We start from the raw sequence: 16354 nt of genomic DNA on the forward strand, positions 1-16354 counted from the left end.
CGTCTGCGGAATACCTGCATGAATCACGAGACAATTTCTTGCGATGTTTTGGTGGTCGGCTCCGGGGCCTCGGGCTTGGCCGCTGCGGTGACCGCTGCCGAGCATGGGCTAAAGGTGATCGTCGTGGAGAAGGAACGTCTGCTTGGCGGTACCAGCGCCTGGTCCGGCGGCTGGCTATGGGTTCCGCGTAATCCACTCGCAGTAGCCGAAGGCAACATTGAGCACGACGACGCACCTGAGCGTTATCTACGCGAACAACTGCACACCCACACCCTGAACGAGCGTCAACGCGTGTATCTGCAACAGGGACCGCAGATGGTCGCGTTTTTCCAGCAGAACACTGCTGTGCAGTTCTATTCCGGCAGTACCCTGCCGGACATGCACGAATCTGTCGGTGCCGCACGCGGCGGACGCTCGCTCTGTGCGCTGCCCTTTGATGGCCGGCGGCTCGGTGACTGGATCAACAAGCTGAGTCCGCCACTGGATATCGTCAGTCTGGCGGGTATGGGCATCGCCGGTGGCGCGGACATGGCGCACTTTTTCAATGCCAGCCGCTCTCCACACTCGGCATGGTATGTCGGCAAGCGTCTGTTACGGCATGCTTGCGATCTGATTCTGCACCGACGTGGCCTGCAATTGGTCAACGGCAATGCCTTGGTTGCGCGCCTGCTGCGCAGTGCTCTGGACCGCAATGTCCAACTGCTCATCGACAGCCCCGTGTCGCGATTGCTCAGCAACGACGGCAGGGTTACCGGCGCTGTCGTGCTGCAGGCGGGCAGTCCCGTGGAAATTCATACCCGTTGCGGCGTGGTCCTGGCGTGCGGCGGTTTCCCGCATGATGCTCAGCGCATCGCGCAACTGATCGCCCATGCACCGGACGGCACCGAACATCATTCCGCCGCGCCATCAAGCAACAGCGGCGATGGTCTACGCCTGGGCGAACAGGTTGGCGGGCGAGTCGCAACCGACTTGGCCCATGCCGGAGCCTGGGCGCCGGTTTCCCAAGTACCCCGCAGGGACGGCAGCCTTGGAAACTTCCCGCATCTGCTGGATCGGGCCAAGCCAGGCTTTATTGCCGTGCGCAAGAACGGTCAGCGGTTCACCAACGAAGCCGACTGCTATCACGATTTCATGAACGCCCTGTTCCAGGCGACCCCGGCCGGCGAAGCTGCCGAGGCCTGGCTGATTTGCGATCACCGGGCGCAACGGCGCTACGGCATTGGTTGGGCCAAGCCATTTCCGTTTTCAACACGGTATTACGTGAACAAGGGCTATCTGTACCAGGGCCGCACCTTGGCCGAACTGGCCGCGCGTTGCGGGATCGACGCCGAACCGCTGCAAGCGACGGTCGAGGCATTCAACCAATACGCTGCACACGGCGAGGACTCGCAGTTTGGCCGCGGCGCCTCCCCTTACAACCGAGCTCAGGGTGATGCGCGGCACAGCCCTAACCCGTCGCTGGGTGCTCTGGAGCAAGGACCGTTTTATGCGGTGAAGTTGTTGCCGGGCAGTCTGGGCACTTTCGCCGGCTTGTGCACCGATGCCGAGGCGCGCGTGCTGGACGATCAGGACACGCCAATCAAAGGGCTGTACGCCGTGGGCAATGACATGAACAGCATAATGGCAGGCCATTACCCCAGCGGCGGCATCACCCTCGGGCCCGGCATGACGTTCGGTTATCTGGCGGGCCTGGCATTGGCCGCAGACACTGTCAGGCTTGCAAGTAGTGCAGCACCGACTCGCAAATCATCGCCTTATGCCGATGCTTGACCTGTTCGTCAGAGAGATCGATCTGGAAAATCTCACCGAAGGTATGCCTGTTGGATACCCGATAGAAACAGAAGGAGCTCATCAGCAGGTGCACATCGATTGCCTCTATGCCCTGACGAAAAACACCTTGGGCTTCACCGCGGCGTAACGTCTCTTCGAGGGCCGTGAGCACGTTGTGGCTCATTGAGCGGATCACCGAGGACTGCTTGACGTTGGCACCGTTGTGGATATTTTCGATACTGACGATGCGTACGAAATCGACATTGCGGTCATGGTGGTCGAACGTGAACTCCACCAGACGCCGGATGGCTTGCTGCGGCTCCAGCTCAGCCAGGTGCAGCTGACTTTCAGTCCGCCTAATGTCGCCGTAGAGTTTCTCCAGGACTTCGACGTAGAGCTGTTCCTTGCTGCCGAAATAGTAATAGATCATGCGCTTCGAGGTTTTCGTGCGCTCAGCGATGGCGTCGACCCGCGCCCCGGACAACCCCTGGCTGACGAATTCGACAATCGCCGCCTGGAGGATGTCCTTGCGGGTTTGTTCCGGGTTATTTTTACGGCCCTTGTGCAGCGCCTCGACAGGCTCAAGTGCACGGGCATCGGCGAATTTCGTCATTCTGGGCTCACGACCACGGTGGAATCCGGCGATTATGGGCTGAGCGCCTTCCGGAAGGAAGTCTCAGCCCAGCCCAGCGTATCGTGGGATCCGGAAATCAACGCTGAAGCAGAACCTGACGTGTTTTGTCCAATGCCCATTGCGCCCGTTCAAGCGCGCTCACGCCCTGCTCCATCAACTGGCGCGTGGGAATTTCCAGACTCAGCGGAATATTTGCCGGTAGCGCCCGCAGCAGGCCGATCAAATCACAATCGCCGTCGCCGGGGAAACGCCGTTCGTTGCGCGCCTGACGGAGTATCTCATCCATGTCGTTCGGGCGTGGCCCCGCCACGTCACACAGCTGCGCATAACGCATGCGGGCTGGATCTACTGCCGCGAGCTCCTGCAGAGACGAACCTGAACGATTGAAGTGAAAAGCATCGATCAATACACAACCATTACTGCGCCCTGCCTGCCCGACGATACGCAGCGCCTGCGTCAGGTCACGTGCGTCGGTCCACGGCATGAATTCCAAGTGCGGGTAAATACCATACGGCTTGGCGAGGTCGCACAGTGCGGCGAAGTTGTCGATCAACCGCGCTTCGTCAGGGTCGTTGCCGGCCACCAGTAATTCGCTGGCGCCAAACCCGGCACCGACATCAAGAATTGCCGCAAAATCCGCGACCCGGGTCAGTGGCTTGAGGCGCAGTATCTCGATATCCAGCACCTTGATGCCGGTGTCTTGCAAGCGCTGCTGGGTCTGCCGCCGCAAATCGGTATCGGCCACCAGCGGAAAGTGGTGCTCCTCGGGCGTGGCTGGCTCCAGACGCAGGCCAACATGGCTATAACCGGCGCGTGCAGCCACGTCCACCATGTCGGGTGGGGACAGCTCGAGAACGGTCAGCGCAGCCAGGGAAAAAATCTGTTCACTCATGGTCGTCACTCTTGTTTTTGCGCTCATTGATCAGTTCAAGAAGCACTGACTCGGATGCTTGAGGGCCAACAGGTGAACCCTCACAAATCATGCCTTCCTTTATTTAGAACCCAGTTCCATTTTTAATCAAGAGGTGTAACCAAGGGAAACCTGATCGAAATCGTTGGCGCTGGCTCGCCTGAAAAAGAGGTCAGGCGAACAGTTCAGACGCCTGGCTGGCGGCAGAGAGTTCCTTGGCGGCGCTCATCAGCAAGGGTGCCAGTTCGTGTATGCGGTTCGAGGGCAAGCGCGCGCTAGGCCCGGCGATACTCAGAACACCGATGCAACGGCCATCAACCGGACTGAGTACCACGGCGGCGAGCGCCGAAGTCCCCACCGCCGAGCTTTCCTCCACCCATGCATAACCGTATTCCCGAGCCTGGCGTAGACAAGCGAGCAGATCGTCGGTCGAGCGCGGCGCATTTGGACCGAATTCTGCTGAGTCGGCGATGCCTTGGCGCTCGACCAGCGCCAACGCCTCGCTGTCGCTCAGTTGCGCCAGCCAGGCATGCCCCGACGCCGTGTAGAAGAGCGGTGCGTCGCGCCCCATATCGGGGTCGTAACGCAGACCCGAACGCGCGCCCTGGGATTTGACGATCCAGGTCAAGCTGGAGTCGTTGACGATGCCAAGGCGCACGAGCTCTTTGCTTTCCTGAGCCAGCCGATCCAGGACCGACTGAACGATGTCCGTCCCGGCACAGGACAGATAGCGGAAGCCCATGGCGACCAACTTGGTCGACAACTGATAACGGCTGTTTTCCGGATTCTGCCTTACGTAGCCGAGGCGAATCAGCTCACCCAGCATGCGGTGTGTGGCGCTTTTTGGGATTTGCAGGTTATCGGCCAAGGTCTGCATCGGCATCCCGTGCGGTTCCTGGGCAAGACTTTCGAGAAGGCTCAATGCGCGTTCGATCTGACTACCGGCCATGGTCGTGGTCCCTTTGAAGTTGCGCGGATTCTAAAGGCAATCGGTGCATCGGGAAACCGCAGCCCCCCACCGTGAGAAAGCCAATCAAAATGGCCGGTAATCGACCAGTCTTTTCTGAACACCTCGATAAACGACCGATTCGTCACCGGCATCGGCTTGGTTCCTGAACGTTATACTCATAAACTAGAACCAGGTTCCAATATAAATAAATACCGGCGTTTATTCTTTTCATGCCGATTATAAAACGCCTCAGGAGTCCAAGATGTCCGCTGTCACCCAGGAATGCGATGTGCTGATTATTGGCTCCGGCGCGGCAGGTCTGTCTGCCGCCGTCACGGCCGCCTGGCATGGTTTACAGGTTGTCGTGGCGGAAAAGGAAACGGTGTTCGGTGGCGCCACGGCATGGTCCGGCGGCTGGATGTGGGTGCCGCGCAATCCGTTGGCCCGGCGCGCCGGGATTGTCGAAGACATCGAGCAACCCCGGACTTACCTGCGCAACGAATTGGGCGAGCGTTATGAGCCCGAGCGAATCGATGCGTTTCTTGAAGCCTGCCCGCACATGGTGTCGTTCTTCGAACGGCACACCGCACTGCAGTTCGTCGATGGCAACGCTATCCCTGATATCCACGGCGATGTGCCAGGCGCTGCGACACAAGGGCATCAGGTGATTGCCGCACCGTATGACGGCCGCGAAGTGGGTCCGCTCTTGCAGCGTCTGCGCAAGACGATGCGCGAAACCTCGTTCATGGGCATGCCGATCATGGCCGGCAGCGACCTCGGCGCCTTCCTCAATATGACCCGCTCGCCGCGTTCGGCGCTGCATGTGGTCAAGCGCTTTAGCTGCCACCTGTATCACCTGCTGCGCTATGGCCGCGCCATGCATCTGGTCAACGGCGTGGCATTGGTCGCGCGGCTGGCCAAATCGGCAGAAAATCTTGGTGTGCGCCTGCTCGAGTCTGCACCTGCACAGCGGCTGATTATCGAAGACGGCAAGGTACGTGGTGCAGTGCTGAGTACCGCCAACGGCGAAGTAACCCTTCGCGCCAAGGCCGTCATCCTGGCTGCCGGTGGTTTCCCCAATGACGTTGCACGGCGCAAAGCGCTGTTCCCGCGCACCCCGACGGGACATGAGCACCTTGCGCTGCCGCCGCAATCCTGTTCCGGTGATGGTCTGCGCCTCGGCGAGTCGGCTGGCGGTCAGGTGGCCAGCGATCTCAAGTCCCCGGTGGCGTGGGCTCCAGTGTCCAAAGTGCCCTACCGTGACGGCAGCTTCGGGCATTTCCCGCACATCATCGATCGCGCCAAGCCCGGCATTATCGGCGTGCTGTCCAACGGCAAGCGCTTCGTCAATGAGGCCAGCGGTTATTACGATTACGTGGCCGCCATGGTCGAGCAAGCACCGGCCGACCAGGAGGTTGCTTCCTGGCTGATTTGCGATCATCGCTTCCAACGCCGTTACGGCCTGGGCTTTTCGCGTCCGACGCCAGTCCCTGTCGGACCATTGGTGCGCTCCGGCTATCTCAAGCGCGCCGACAGCATCAAGCACCTGGCCGTGGCCTGCGGCATTGATCCGCAGGCCCTGGTCAACACCGTCGCCGTGTACAACCAGCATGCCGCTCAAGGGCAAGATCCCGCTTTCGGCCGCGGCTCAACGCCCTACAATCGCAAACAGGGCGACCCGCTTTATCCGGGCAGTAACCCCTGTGTAGCGCCTATTGAACAAGGCCCGTTCTACGCCGTCAAAGTTCAACCTGGCTGTTTCGGCACCTTTGCCGGATTGAAGACTGACGGTAACGCCCAGGTGCTTGACGCCCACGGTCAGCCCATCACAGGCCTCTACGCTGCTGGCACGGACATGGCCAGCATAATGGGCGGCTGTTACCCGTCCGGCGGCATTAACATCGGCCCGGCAATGACGTTCGGCTACATCGCCGCACGGCATATCGCGGGCGCCAGCACCTACGAATAACCATGAAGGAGACGTGCATGCAGACCATCAACACCCCTCTCGGTTTGAAACTGCCAAAACTCGGTCTCGGGACTTGGCCCATGCTGGGTGACGAATGCACCCGTGCCGTCCTGCAAGCGCTGGCGCTGGGCTACCGTCATATCGACACCGCCGCGGCCTATAACAACGAAGCCGCGGTCGGCCAGGCGTTGACCGATTCCAGTACGCCACGCGATCAGATTCATCTGACCACTAAAGTCTGGTGGGACCAGTTGCAACCGAAGGCTATGCGCGCCTCTCTGGAGGCCAGCCTCAAAGTGTTGCAGACCGATTATGTGGACCTGTTCATGATCCATTGGCCGGGCAAGGACTGGGATCTCGCGCGCAGCATCGAAACACTGGTCGCCCTGCGCGATGAAGGTAAAGCGTTAAACATTGGCGTCGCCAACTTTCCGCTGCCGTTGCTGCGTCGAGCGGTCGAAGAGATCGGTGCGCCGATCTCGGCCATTCAGGTTGAATACCACGTGCTGCTCGGTCAACAGCACTTGCTCGACTATGCCCGTCAGCACGATATTGCCCTTATCGCCTACACCCCGTTAGGTCGTGGCAAGGCTGCCGAACAACCCGCGATCCGCCAGATCGCCGCCAAACACGGCGTGCTGCCGAGCCAGGTCGCGTTGCAATGGCTGCTGGCGCAGGACCACGTCGCTGCGATCCCCAAGGCAAGCAGTGAGGCCAACCAACGGGCCAATCTCGAGGCCTGCGACATACAGCTCGATGATGCCGACCGCGCACTGATTGCCGCATTGCCCAAGAATCAGCGCGTAGTCAACCCGGACTTTGCCCCGCAATGGGACCCGGCCGAGGCATAGGGTCTATTTCGTGTGACGTTGCAGCGGCAACGTCGCACTCTTGACCTGCGTCTATCAGACCCTGAGCGCACTCAGATCAAGACAATCATCCTTCAGCGGCGGACACCAGTAGTAGCCACCGGTAAGGGGACGACTAAAGCGATAGAGAGCGTCGACAATTCCGTCATCGAGTCCGCTCATGCGTCGCAATTGGGCTTCGAAAGCGTCAAGGGAGTGACCAAAGGCAAGGAATACCAAACCGGCCTGTTGGCCGTCTGACCAAGGCATGGAACGACGCACGACGAAGGCTTCCGGGGTGAAACTTTCTTGGGCGGTACGCTTTACATGTGCTGACTTCGGAGCTTCTTCCAGCTCTTCGTTATCACTTTTCCGGCGACCCATGATGTGGTCTTGCTCCACCTGCGGCATGGCGGCGAAACCATCCAGGTCGTGCTGCCACTGCTGGATGGCGGCGAAGCTACCCCCTTGCAGCCCCGGGATATCATTGTTTACGAAAGCCGCGCCTGTGGCCGCCTCGTCTACCGGGTTTTCGGTGCCATCTTCATAGCCGGTCAGGTCATGACCGGTTTTGTAGCGGAACGCTTCGGTCGTCTGCACCAGGCGCAGGGCCGGTGCCAATGCGGCTTCTATTGCGCGACTGCGATGCAGCAGTTCACCCCGGTCTTCACCGTGCAGCCAGCACCAAAGTGCGTGCTGGGTAGAAGGGTTGTCCACGCCGACGCCACTCAACGCCGGGAACACGCGCAAGCCCTCAACCTGACTCTCCATCGCATGCACAAGCGACTCACCAAAGCCGACGACCGTTTTTTTGCCGTCTGCCAGTTGCGTCAGTTCTTTGAGCGCAGCTGGCAGGGCGTCTACGGATTCAAGGGCAAAAAACAAATGGCGTGCCTGCAACGGCACAGGCTTGGCAAGAATGCCAGGCTGGTAGCTACTCATGTAAACCTCTCCAGAAAATTACTCGGGTGATAATGGCACCTTCAACCGCGTTCTGGAACGTTTGCACCTCAAACTCAATCAGGACCACTTGATTGATCTGAACACCTACCCTGCCACCCTGACCTTGCCGGTCATTCGACTCATCTTTCAAAGCCTGGCCTGACGCGCAGCGCCACTGCGGGACTTGGCCATCGCCGCCAGCCGCACCGCTACGTTGGCCGCGCCGTAGCCGACGTAACCATTCTTGCGTTGCAGAATCTCGAAGAAAAAGCGGTCGTCGAACGACTCGGTGTAGACGTGGAAAAACTCACCGCCCTGAGCATCGCGGTCATAAAGCACATTGAAATAGGCCAACTCGCTGAGGAATTCGTCTTCGAAATCGAAGCGCGCGGCCAAGTCGTCATAGTAATTGAGCGGAATATCCAGGAGCGGCACACCCGCGTCCTTGGCTCGGCGGACTTCAGCAAAAATATCGTCACAAGAGAATGCGATGTGATGCACCCCTGAGCCACGGTAACTCGACAGCGCGTGGGAGATCGCTGTGTTGCGGTTTTCCGAGATGTTGAGCGGCAAACGCACCGTGCTGCATCGGCTACGCAACGCACGGCTTTTGACCAGACCGTAGGGATCGGGCAGTACCACTTCGTCGTCAGCCTCGAAATCCAGCAAGCTTTTATAGAACAGCACCCAACTGTCGAGGCTGTCCGCAGGCAGCGCCATTGCCATGTGGTCGATACGCTGCAAGCCCCCACCGGCGACCGCTTGTGGGTCCACCTTGAAATCGCTGTCGTAGATCGACTTGCCCGGATCGGCCGGTTCCACTAAGTAGATCAAGCTGCCATCCGGCGCACGCACGGAAGGAATTTCGCGTTCGTTGGGGCCAACCAGGCCACGATACGGCTGCCCCTTGTACATCTGCGCGCGTTCCAGCGCGGCACTGCCGTCATCGACCCGTAACGCCATGGCGCACAACGACGGGCCGTGCGCCTCGAAAAAGCTATGGGCGAAAGAATAGGGTTCGGCGTTGAGCACGATTTTGATATCACCCTGACGCAGCAGGCTCACCGCTTTGGAGCGGTGCTGGCCGAGACGGGCGAAGCCCAGGTTCTCCAGCCAAGTGGACAGCCGCGCACCCTGAGCTTCGTCTACCGCAAACTCAAGAAACTCGACGCCGTTGTAGCTGCTCGCAGACGGCGGGTTGAACAGAATATCGGTGTTGATGGGCTCGGCGTCTTTCTCCAGCAGCTTGCGAGTCTTTTCTTCCAGGTACAGCAGCGAGCGCAGACCGTCCGCCGCGTTGGCGCGTGGCGGCGCTGCGCGAAAGCCATCGTTGAAAATTTCCAGCGACAACGGGCCGGTGTAACCGCTGCGCAGGATTGGCGCGAGGAAGCCTGCCAGATCAAACTCACCCTGACCGGGGAAGCAGCGGAAATGCCGGCTCCATTCCAGAACATCCATGGCCAACAGCGGTGCATCCGCCATTTGCACGAAGAAAATCTTGTCGCTGGGAATCTGCGCAATGGCGCTGGGATCGCCCTTGAGTGACAAGGTGTGAAAGCTGTCGAGCAGCACCCCAAGCGCCGGGTGATCGACCTGGCGCACCAGATTCCACACCTGCTGCCAGGTGTTTACATGACGACCCCACGCCAGCGCTTCGTAGCCAATCCGCAGGTTTCGGGCACCAGCGCGTTCGGCAAGCAGGCTCAGGTCATCAAGAAGGATATTTTCGTCGCCCACGGAATCCGTAGCGGTGTTACTGCACACCAGGACAAGGTCAGTGCCCAATTCCTGCATCAAGTCGAACTTTCGCTCGGCGCGGTCGACGTTGCGCTGCAAGCGATCACGACGGCAGCCTTCAAAGTCGCGAAACGGCTGAAACAAGGTGATGGCGATGCCCAGATCGGCACACATCTGCCGTACATTGCGCGGACTGCCGTCGTAGTAAAGGAGATCATTTTCAAAGATTTCCACACCGTCAAAACCGGCGGCGGAAATAGCTTCGAGTTTTTCTGGCAGGGTACCGCTCAAGGAAACGGTGGCAATCGAACGCTGCATGCTTCAGCTCCTGGATGACCGCGACCTCTGCGGGCCGCACTGTAAAAGCACCGGATTGATCAGCCTGTTCGGGACCATGGTGGGTGCTGCGATGAATTATTCGCCTGTGAAATTACCACATAATCGCTCATGTACTAACTGGTTAGTTTTGTGTTCGATTATCGAACAAAAGCCACTTTTGCCAATTGACGCTGTTTCGCTCGTTGCTCAACACTAGCGGCACATTGTAGGACGAACCAGAAACACCATTAACCAGTGGCTTTGGGTTTTAGTCGTCTGCGGTTGCGTCACCAGCAAGCTCATAACAATTTCAAAAATAGGGTCAACGCTCATGCACACACTTGCGACCTCTCTCACTTGCGCACCACATCCCTCTTGCGGATGCTCCCTGTCTACCGTCGCTATTACCAATGAAGTTCTGGGTAGACGACCGCCTCCTGACCTTTCGGGGCCTGGATTCGCTGTTGCCTGATTAAACCCAGCGCTCGAAAGCTCGCGCCTTGTACTGCTCCGCTGATAAGTCGCCTCGACATTCTTGACCCCGCGTCAAAGAATCGAGTCTTCGATTTCGTCACGGACCCACCGCACAAGGTTCACGCTCGATTCGAGTTGCATCTTCAGTTCGACTGACGCTCACGGCGCAGTCTTGGAACGGATGGCTTACCCATGTTTCATACCGAAGTAACTTCCCACGCCTCTGTGGCGCACACGGGTATCGGCGGAAAAATCCGCGGTGCCATGGCGGTCGGTAAAACTCGCTGGGGCATGCTCGCTCTGGTGTTTTTTGCCACCACACTGAACTACATCGACCGCGCCGCCCTCGGCATCATGCAGCCGTTCCTCGCCAAAGAGATGAGCTGGACGGCGATGGATTACGCCAACATCAACTTCTGGTTCCAGGTCGGTTATGCCATCGGCTTTGTATTACAAGGCCGCTTCATTGATCGGGTCGGCGTCAAGCGTGCATTTTTCCTGGCCGTGTTGCTGTGGAGTTTCGCCACGGGCGCTCATGGCCTGGCAACCTCTGCCGTCGGCTTTATGGTGTGCCGTTTCATTCTCGGCCTCACCGAAGCCGCCAACTACCCGTCATGCGTGAAGACCACGCGACTTTGGTTCCCTGCCGGTGAGCGCGCCGTAGCAACCGGAATATTCAATGCCGGGACCAACGTTGGCGCGATGATGACCCCTGCCCTCCTTCCGTTGATCCTGTCCGTATGGGGCTGGCAAGCTGCGTTCATCTGCATGGGTCTGCTGGGCCTGATCTGGGTCGTGGTATGGAGCTTGAAGTACTACAACCCTGAAGATCATCCAACCGTGCGTCAAAGCGAGCTGGATTACATCAATAAGGAAGTCGAGCCAGCGCCGGTCAAAGTACCGTTCTCCCGCATCCTGCGTATGCGCGGCACCTGGGCGTTTGCCTTGGCCTATGCGATCACTGCACCCGTGTTCTGGTTCTATCTGTACTGGCTGCCGCCGTTTCTCAATCAGCAGTACAACCTGGGCATCAGCGTTACCCAAATGGGTATTCCACTCATGCTGATCTGGTTGACGGCCGACTTCGGCAGCATCGGCGGCGGCATCCTGTCTTCCTGGCTGATTGGTCGCGGAATGCGTGCCACTACGTCGCGACTGCTGTCGATGTTGATATTCGCGGTCACCATTGTCAGCGTGATTTTCGCTGCCAACGCCAGCGGATTGTGGATTGCGGTATTGGCCATCGCCTTGGCCGTCGGCGCGCACCAGGCCTGGACTGCGAATATCTGGAGCCTGGTGATGGATTACACGCCCAAGCACCTGATCAGTACCGTGTTCGGCTTCGGTGGCATGTGCGCAGCGATTGGTGGCATGTTCATGACCCAGATCGTCGGTGCGGTGCTGACCGCTACGAACAACAACTACAACGTGCTGTTCATGATGATCCCTGCGATGTACTTCATCGCCCTGACCTGGATGTACTTCATGGCTCCGCGCAGTGTCGAAGCTATCAAGGACTGATCACCCTTGAGTGTCACAAAAGAGGCCTTCATTCAGGCCTCTTTTTTTTGCGCATGACTCGCAAAAACTCCCGCTAGAACACTCTTTAGCTCGCCTCGAACACACCAAGCCCTACCTCTGCAGGTTATCCCTATGAATATCCGCAATCTGCGCTTTTCAACCCGAGCATTTCTGAGTTTCGCCGTTATTCTGCTGCTGGTGCTAGGGCTAGGCATCTTTTCCATGGCACAGACCTCCAGGATGCGCGAAGCCATCATTCATACTGAAGAGGTATCGCACGCGGGTACCCGCGCCATTGCCAGAATCAGGGACAATTCCCTGAGCATCCGCGTCATTACCCTGCGGATGATGCTTAACCGCGACCCGGCGGTACTCACCCCTTCAGTAGAGCGCATGAATTTTCTTCGTGGCGAGTTGAACAAGGCAATGGCCGAGTATCGCCCTATCGTGCCACCGGAAGCCGCTGACACATTCAGCAAGATGGACAGCGTGGTCAGTAGCTACAACGATAAACTGACTCAGTACCTGGCGCGCTCTCAGCAGAACGATTCTGCGGCGATGCTACAACTGCTCAACGGCGGGATTCAGGATTTGTCCACGCAGACAGGTGACCTGTTCAACGCGCTGGTCAAGATCAATACCGAGCAGGCCGCGCTCTACACCCGTGCGACCAAGGTGCTCTATGGCAACGCCATGCAGACCACTGTAGGCGTGTTGATACTGGTGTTTATTGTCACTTTGATACTGGCATGGGCCCTGGTTCGCAGCATCACCGCTCCGCTCCGTCAATCCACCCGTTTTGCCGAAAGTATTGCCACGGGTAACCTGACCAGCCATATCGAGATCACGGGGGCAGACGAAGTATCCGATCTGCAACGTTCTTTGGCCGCCATGCAGAACAGCTTGATCGACACGTTGCGGCTGATTGGCGATTCTTCCCATCAATTGGCTGCTGCTGCGGAAGAAATGACGGCAGTGACGAACCAGACCTCCAACGACCTCAACAATCAGAATGCGGAGATTCAGCAAGCAGCGACAGCGGTCAATGAAATGACCGCAGCTGTTGAGGAAGTAGCACGTAACGCAGTATCGACCGCCGACGCGTCCGACGCCTCGACCACTACCGCACAGCTGGGCCGTCAGCGAATCGACCTGACTATTCAGGCGATTCGACGCATGGGAAACCGTGTCGAAGACGCCACTCATCAAGTCGAAGAGCTGGCCGCTCACTCTCAGGATATCGGCAAAATTCTTGACGTCATTCGCGGTGTTGCAGAACAGACCAACCTGCTGGCGCTGAATGCGGCGATCGAGGCGGCACGAGCAGGTGAAGCCGGTCGTGGTTTTGCAGTGGTCGCCGATGAGGTGCGGGCGCTGGCCGGGCGTACGCAAAGTTCTACGCAGGAAATCGAAAAGATGGTGGTCGCGATACGGGCTGGCACTTCGCAGGTCGTTGACACCATGCAGGCTAATAATGCGCAGGCTCTAGAAACGCTGGATACCGCACAGACTGCCGGCAACGCACTGGACGAAATTGCCGACGCCATCTCACTGATTCATGAGCGTAACAGGGTAATAGCCAGCGCCTCTGAACAGCAGGCGCAGGTGGCGCGGGAAATCGATCGTAACCTGGTGAACATCCGTGACCTGTCTATCCAGACATCCGAGGGCGCAGCACAGATTGATTCTGCCAGCCAGTCGCTATCTGGTTTGTCCCACGATTTAAAGGGAATGGTCGCGCGCTTTCAGTTGTAAAAACCCGCCATTACGCCACTCCCGATCAACCTTTACGGCGCTGCTGCCATGCAGCGGCCAGACCGCTGAGGCAGATCACAGCGATGCCAAATTGCGCCGTGAGCGACGGCGCATGCGAGAACACCAGAAAACCCAACAATCCAGCGAAGACAATCTGGCAATAACCGAACGGCGCCAGCATCGCCGGCGCTGCGTAACGGAATGCTTGGGTCAACAGCAAATGCGCGAGCATCCCGCAGGCACCCAGTGCCAGCATCAATGGCAAGTGCTTAAACTGCGGGGTTTGCCAAAAGAACGGCACCAGCGCGCTCATCAGCAGGGTGTTAAACAAACCCGCGAAAAAGTTACTGGTAGTAGGACTGTCATGGGCGCTGACCAGGCGCGTCAGCAACTGATAGCAGGCAAAGCATATGGCCGAGCCCAAGGGCAGCAGTACCGCCGGGGTGAACAGCTCGCCGCCTGGGTGCACGATGATCATCACCCCGAGAAACCCCACCAGGACCGCGATCCATTGCCCACGCGTGACATGCTCACCTAACAGTGGCACCGACAACGCCGTGACCAGCAACGGCGCGAGAAAGTTGACCGCCGTCGCTTCCGCCAGAGGAATGAACATCAAACCGCTGGTGAATAACAGACTGGTGCCCAGCAGGCAGGTCGCGCGCAATGCCTGCAACCCCGGACGCTTGGTACGCAGCACACGCAACCCTGCTGACGGCATGAAAATGCCGGCCATTAGCAGGGTGTGCAGCACATAACGAACCCAGACCACCATGATGACCGGATAGATGCCAGACAGGTATTTGGACAGGGTGTCGTGCGTGGCGAACAGAAGCGTTGCCAGCACAATGAGCGAAATCCCCTTGAGTGGCTGATTGATACCGGACAACGGTGTACTGACGGGACTCATTGGGCTTCCTATGAACATCCAGCAAAACTTCAGTCAACGGCATGCCCATGCTTGGGCCTGTCCGCTCTACGACAGCGAGGGTAATGGTTTCCAAGACGAATAGTGACATCAAAACTGCATTCAGCCGTGGCCTTCTAGTTATTTAGAACGTAGTTCTATTTTTTATCAAGAGACCCGTCTTCTTCTCTGCGTAGCAGTGTGAAGCTGTAGCACTAACAAAATGTTCCACCTAGTTAATTAATGTTCGATAATCGCCCAAATCCGTGTTTTGTCAATTGCGCGGGCCCTGCCCAACTCGCACTATCAGCTCCAGATTCGATGCACTAATAACTATAAAAAGGTACCCCGCTATGCCCTTCAATCGTCATGCAGTTACCGCGCTTTCCACCGCTATTGCTGCCTGTATCATTGCTCCACTCACCGCCCAGGCAGCCTGATTCGTCGACGATGCCAAAGTGAATTTGAACATCCGGAATTTCTTCATCAACCGCAATTTCGTCGACCCTGCCAACGCGCAGAGCATTGCCCAGGAATGGACCCAAAACTTCATTCTCGACGCACGCTCCGGCTTCACCCAAGGCACGGTCGGCTTCGGTGTTGATGTGCTCGGCCTGTATTCGGTCAAGCTCGATGGCAGCAAGGGTACTGGGGGCACGCAGTTGCTCCCTATCCATAGAGATGGCTACCCGGCAGATAACTTCGGCCGGACAGCGGTCGCCGCCAAGGCGCGCTTTTCCAAGACCGAGTTGAAAGTCGGCGAATGGATGCCGGTACTGCCCATCCTTCGGTCCGATGACGGACGCTCGCTGCCGCAAACCTTTCAGGGCGGGCAGATCACGTCTAACGAAATCGATGGCCTGACGCTTTATGGCGGCCAGTTCCGCGACAATAGCCCGCGCAACGATGCCAGCATGGAAGACATGTCGCTGTTCGGTCGCCCGACCGTGACATCCGACCGATTCAACTTTGGCGGCGCGGAATACACCTTCAACGACAAGCACACCCAAGTTGGCGCGTGGCATGCGCAGTTGGAAGACATTTACCAGCAGGAATACTTCAACCTGACCCACAGCCAGCCAATTGGTGACTGGGTTCTGGGCGCCAACCTTGGTTTTTTCACCGGCAAGGATAATGGCAAGCATTTGGCAGGCGACCTGGACAACAAAACCTGGTCAGGCCTGTTTTCCGCCAAATACGGCGCAAACACGTTTTACGTCGGCCTGCAAAAGGTCACTGGCGACACCGGATGGATGCGGGTCAACGGCACCAGCGGCGGCACCCTGGCCAACGATAGCTACAACTCCAGCTTCGATAATGCCAAGGAAAACTCCTGGCAGCTGCGTCACGACTACAACTTCGCCGCCCTTGGCGTCCCGGGCCTGACGATGATGAACCGCTACATCAGCGGCGACAACGTACACACCGGCACTGTCACCAACGGCGAGGAGTGGGCACGGGAAAGCGAGCTGGCTTACGTTCTTCAACAAGGTACGTTCAAGAACCTGTCGGTGAGATTGCGTAACTCAACCATGCGTCGCGACTACAGCACCAACGCGTTCGATGAGAACCGGCTGATCATCAGCTATCCACTGTCGTTGCTGTAACAAGGCGAAAAAG

At 58.2% G+C, this 16354-nt stretch carries 11 protein-coding genes and 2 pseudogenes; 7 read left to right on the top strand and 6 right to left on the bottom strand.

Annotation, left to right across the window (positions count from 1 at the left end):
• Positions 1–18: 18 nt before the first annotated feature.
• Positions 19–1770 (top strand): FAD-dependent oxidoreductase, encoded by a 1752-nt coding sequence (locus tag AC1MEA_RS21455; protein WP_480417319.1) that lies wholly within the window; start codon positions 19–21, stop codon positions 1768–1770.
• Here AC1MEA_RS21455 and AC1MEA_RS21460 read toward each other — a convergent pair.
• The 3 genes from AC1MEA_RS21460 to AC1MEA_RS21470 form a co-directional block, all read right to left on the bottom strand.
• Positions 1712–2383: a TetR/AcrR family transcriptional regulator gene (locus AC1MEA_RS21460; RefSeq protein ID WP_449633373.1), complete on the bottom strand. Its 672-nt coding sequence runs from the start codon at positions 2381–2383 to the stop codon at positions 1712–1714. The genes AC1MEA_RS21455 and AC1MEA_RS21460 overlap by 59 nt on opposite strands.
• 97 nt (positions 2384–2480) lie before the next feature.
• Positions 2481–3296, bottom strand: a complete 816-nt coding sequence (locus AC1MEA_RS21465; protein ID WP_449633374.1) for a sugar phosphate isomerase/epimerase family protein — start codon at positions 3294–3296, stop codon at positions 2481–2483.
• Positions 3297–3486: 190 nt separating this feature from the next.
• Positions 3487–4263: an IclR family transcriptional regulator gene (locus AC1MEA_RS21470; RefSeq protein WP_449633375.1), complete on the bottom strand. Its 777-nt coding sequence runs from the start codon at positions 4261–4263 to the stop codon at positions 3487–3489.
• Positions 4264–4525: 262 nt separating this feature from the next.
• Between AC1MEA_RS21470 and AC1MEA_RS21475 the strand changes: the two genes are divergently transcribed.
• Both AC1MEA_RS21475 and AC1MEA_RS21480 read left to right on the top strand, forming a co-directional pair.
• Positions 4526–6232: an FAD-dependent oxidoreductase gene (locus AC1MEA_RS21475; protein WP_480417320.1), complete on the top strand. Its 1707-nt coding sequence runs from the start codon at positions 4526–4528 to the stop codon at positions 6230–6232.
• Positions 6233–6249: 17 nt separating this feature from the next.
• Positions 6250–7083 carry an aldo/keto reductase gene (locus AC1MEA_RS21480; RefSeq protein ID WP_480417321.1) on the top strand — a complete coding sequence of 278 codons (834 nt, stop codon included), beginning with the start codon at positions 6250–6252 and terminating at the stop codon, positions 7081–7083.
• A gap of 54 nt (positions 7084–7137) precedes the next feature.
• On the opposite strand, the gene AC1MEA_RS21485 is transcribed toward AC1MEA_RS21480, so the two are convergent.
• Together AC1MEA_RS21485 and quiC are read right to left on the bottom strand one after the other, a co-directional pair.
• Positions 7138–8022: a Dyp-type peroxidase gene (locus AC1MEA_RS21485; RefSeq protein ID WP_480417322.1), complete on the bottom strand. Its 885-nt coding sequence runs from the start codon at positions 8020–8022 to the stop codon at positions 7138–7140.
• 147 nt (positions 8023–8169) lie between these two features.
• A complete protein-coding gene (quiC, locus tag AC1MEA_RS21490) occupies positions 8170–10077 on the bottom strand; it encodes a 3-dehydroshikimate dehydratase QuiC (protein ID WP_480417323.1) in 1908 nt (635 codons plus the stop codon).
• A 666-nt stretch (positions 10078–10743) separates the two neighbouring features.
• Between quiC and AC1MEA_RS21495 the strand changes: the two genes are divergently transcribed.
• From AC1MEA_RS21495 to AC1MEA_RS21505, 3 genes and pseudogenes are all read left to right on the top strand, one after another.
• Positions 10744–12072: an MFS transporter gene (locus AC1MEA_RS21495; protein WP_480417324.1), complete on the top strand. Its 1329-nt coding sequence runs from the start codon at positions 10744–10746 to the stop codon at positions 12070–12072.
• Positions 12073–12204: 132 nt separating this feature from the next.
• Positions 12205–12921, top strand: a pseudogene (locus AC1MEA_RS21500) (MCP four helix bundle domain-containing protein); the annotation flags it as partial.
• Positions 12922–13122: 201 nt separating this feature from the next.
• The gene (locus tag AC1MEA_RS21505; protein ID WP_480918193.1) at positions 13123–13827 is read left to right on the top strand and encodes a methyl-accepting chemotaxis protein; all 705 of its coding nucleotides are present in this window, start codon (positions 13123–13125) and stop codon (positions 13825–13827) included.
• 25 nt (positions 13828–13852) lie between these two features.
• Here the strand turns inward: AC1MEA_RS21505 and AC1MEA_RS21510 are convergent, their stop codons facing one another.
• Positions 13853–14737 (bottom strand): DMT family transporter, encoded by an 885-nt coding sequence (locus AC1MEA_RS21510; RefSeq protein ID WP_480417325.1) that lies wholly within the window; start codon positions 14735–14737, stop codon positions 13853–13855.
• Between the two features lie 350 nt (positions 14738–15087).
• On the opposite strand from AC1MEA_RS21510, the pseudogene AC1MEA_RS21515 reads away from it, so the two are divergent.
• Positions 15088–16341 (top strand): annotated as a pseudogene (locus tag AC1MEA_RS21515) (OprD family porin).
• Positions 16342–16354 lie beyond the last annotated feature (13 nt).

Source organism: Pseudomonas sp. ASL8 (assembly GCF_056680355.1).

Excerpts from the sequence above, each read along its gene's own strand:
- AC1MEA_RS21455 (WP_480417319.1), top strand. The coding sequence starts at position 19 with ATGAATCACGAGACAATTTCTTGCGATGTTTTGGTGGTCGGCTCCGGG.
- AC1MEA_RS21460 (WP_449633373.1), bottom strand. The coding sequence starts at position 2,383 with ATGACGAAATTCGCCGATGCCCGTGCACTTGAGCCTGTCGAGGCGCTG.
- AC1MEA_RS21465 (WP_449633374.1), bottom strand. The coding sequence starts at position 3,296 with ATGAGTGAACAGATTTTTTCCCTGGCTGCGCTGACCGTTCTCGAGCTG.
- AC1MEA_RS21470 (WP_449633375.1), bottom strand. The coding sequence starts at position 4,263 with ATGGCCGGTAGTCAGATCGAACGCGCATTGAGCCTTCTCGAAAGTCTT.
- AC1MEA_RS21475 (WP_480417320.1), top strand. The coding sequence starts at position 4,526 with ATGTCCGCTGTCACCCAGGAATGCGATGTGCTGATTATTGGCTCCGGC.
- AC1MEA_RS21480 (WP_480417321.1), top strand. The coding sequence starts at position 6,250 with ATGCAGACCATCAACACCCCTCTCGGTTTGAAACTGCCAAAACTCGGT.
- AC1MEA_RS21485 (WP_480417322.1), bottom strand. The coding sequence starts at position 8,022 with ATGAGTAGCTACCAGCCTGGCATTCTTGCCAAGCCTGTGCCGTTGCAG.
- quiC (WP_480417323.1), bottom strand. The coding sequence starts at position 10,077 with ATGCAGCGTTCGATTGCCACCGTTTCCTTGAGCGGTACCCTGCCAGAA.
- AC1MEA_RS21495 (WP_480417324.1), top strand. The coding sequence starts at position 10,744 with ATGTTTCATACCGAAGTAACTTCCCACGCCTCTGTGGCGCACACGGGT.
- AC1MEA_RS21505 (WP_480918193.1), top strand. The coding sequence starts at position 13,123 with ATGACCGCAGCTGTTGAGGAAGTAGCACGTAACGCAGTATCGACCGCC.
- AC1MEA_RS21510 (WP_480417325.1), bottom strand. The coding sequence starts at position 14,737 with ATGAGTCCCGTCAGTACACCGTTGTCCGGTATCAATCAGCCACTCAAG.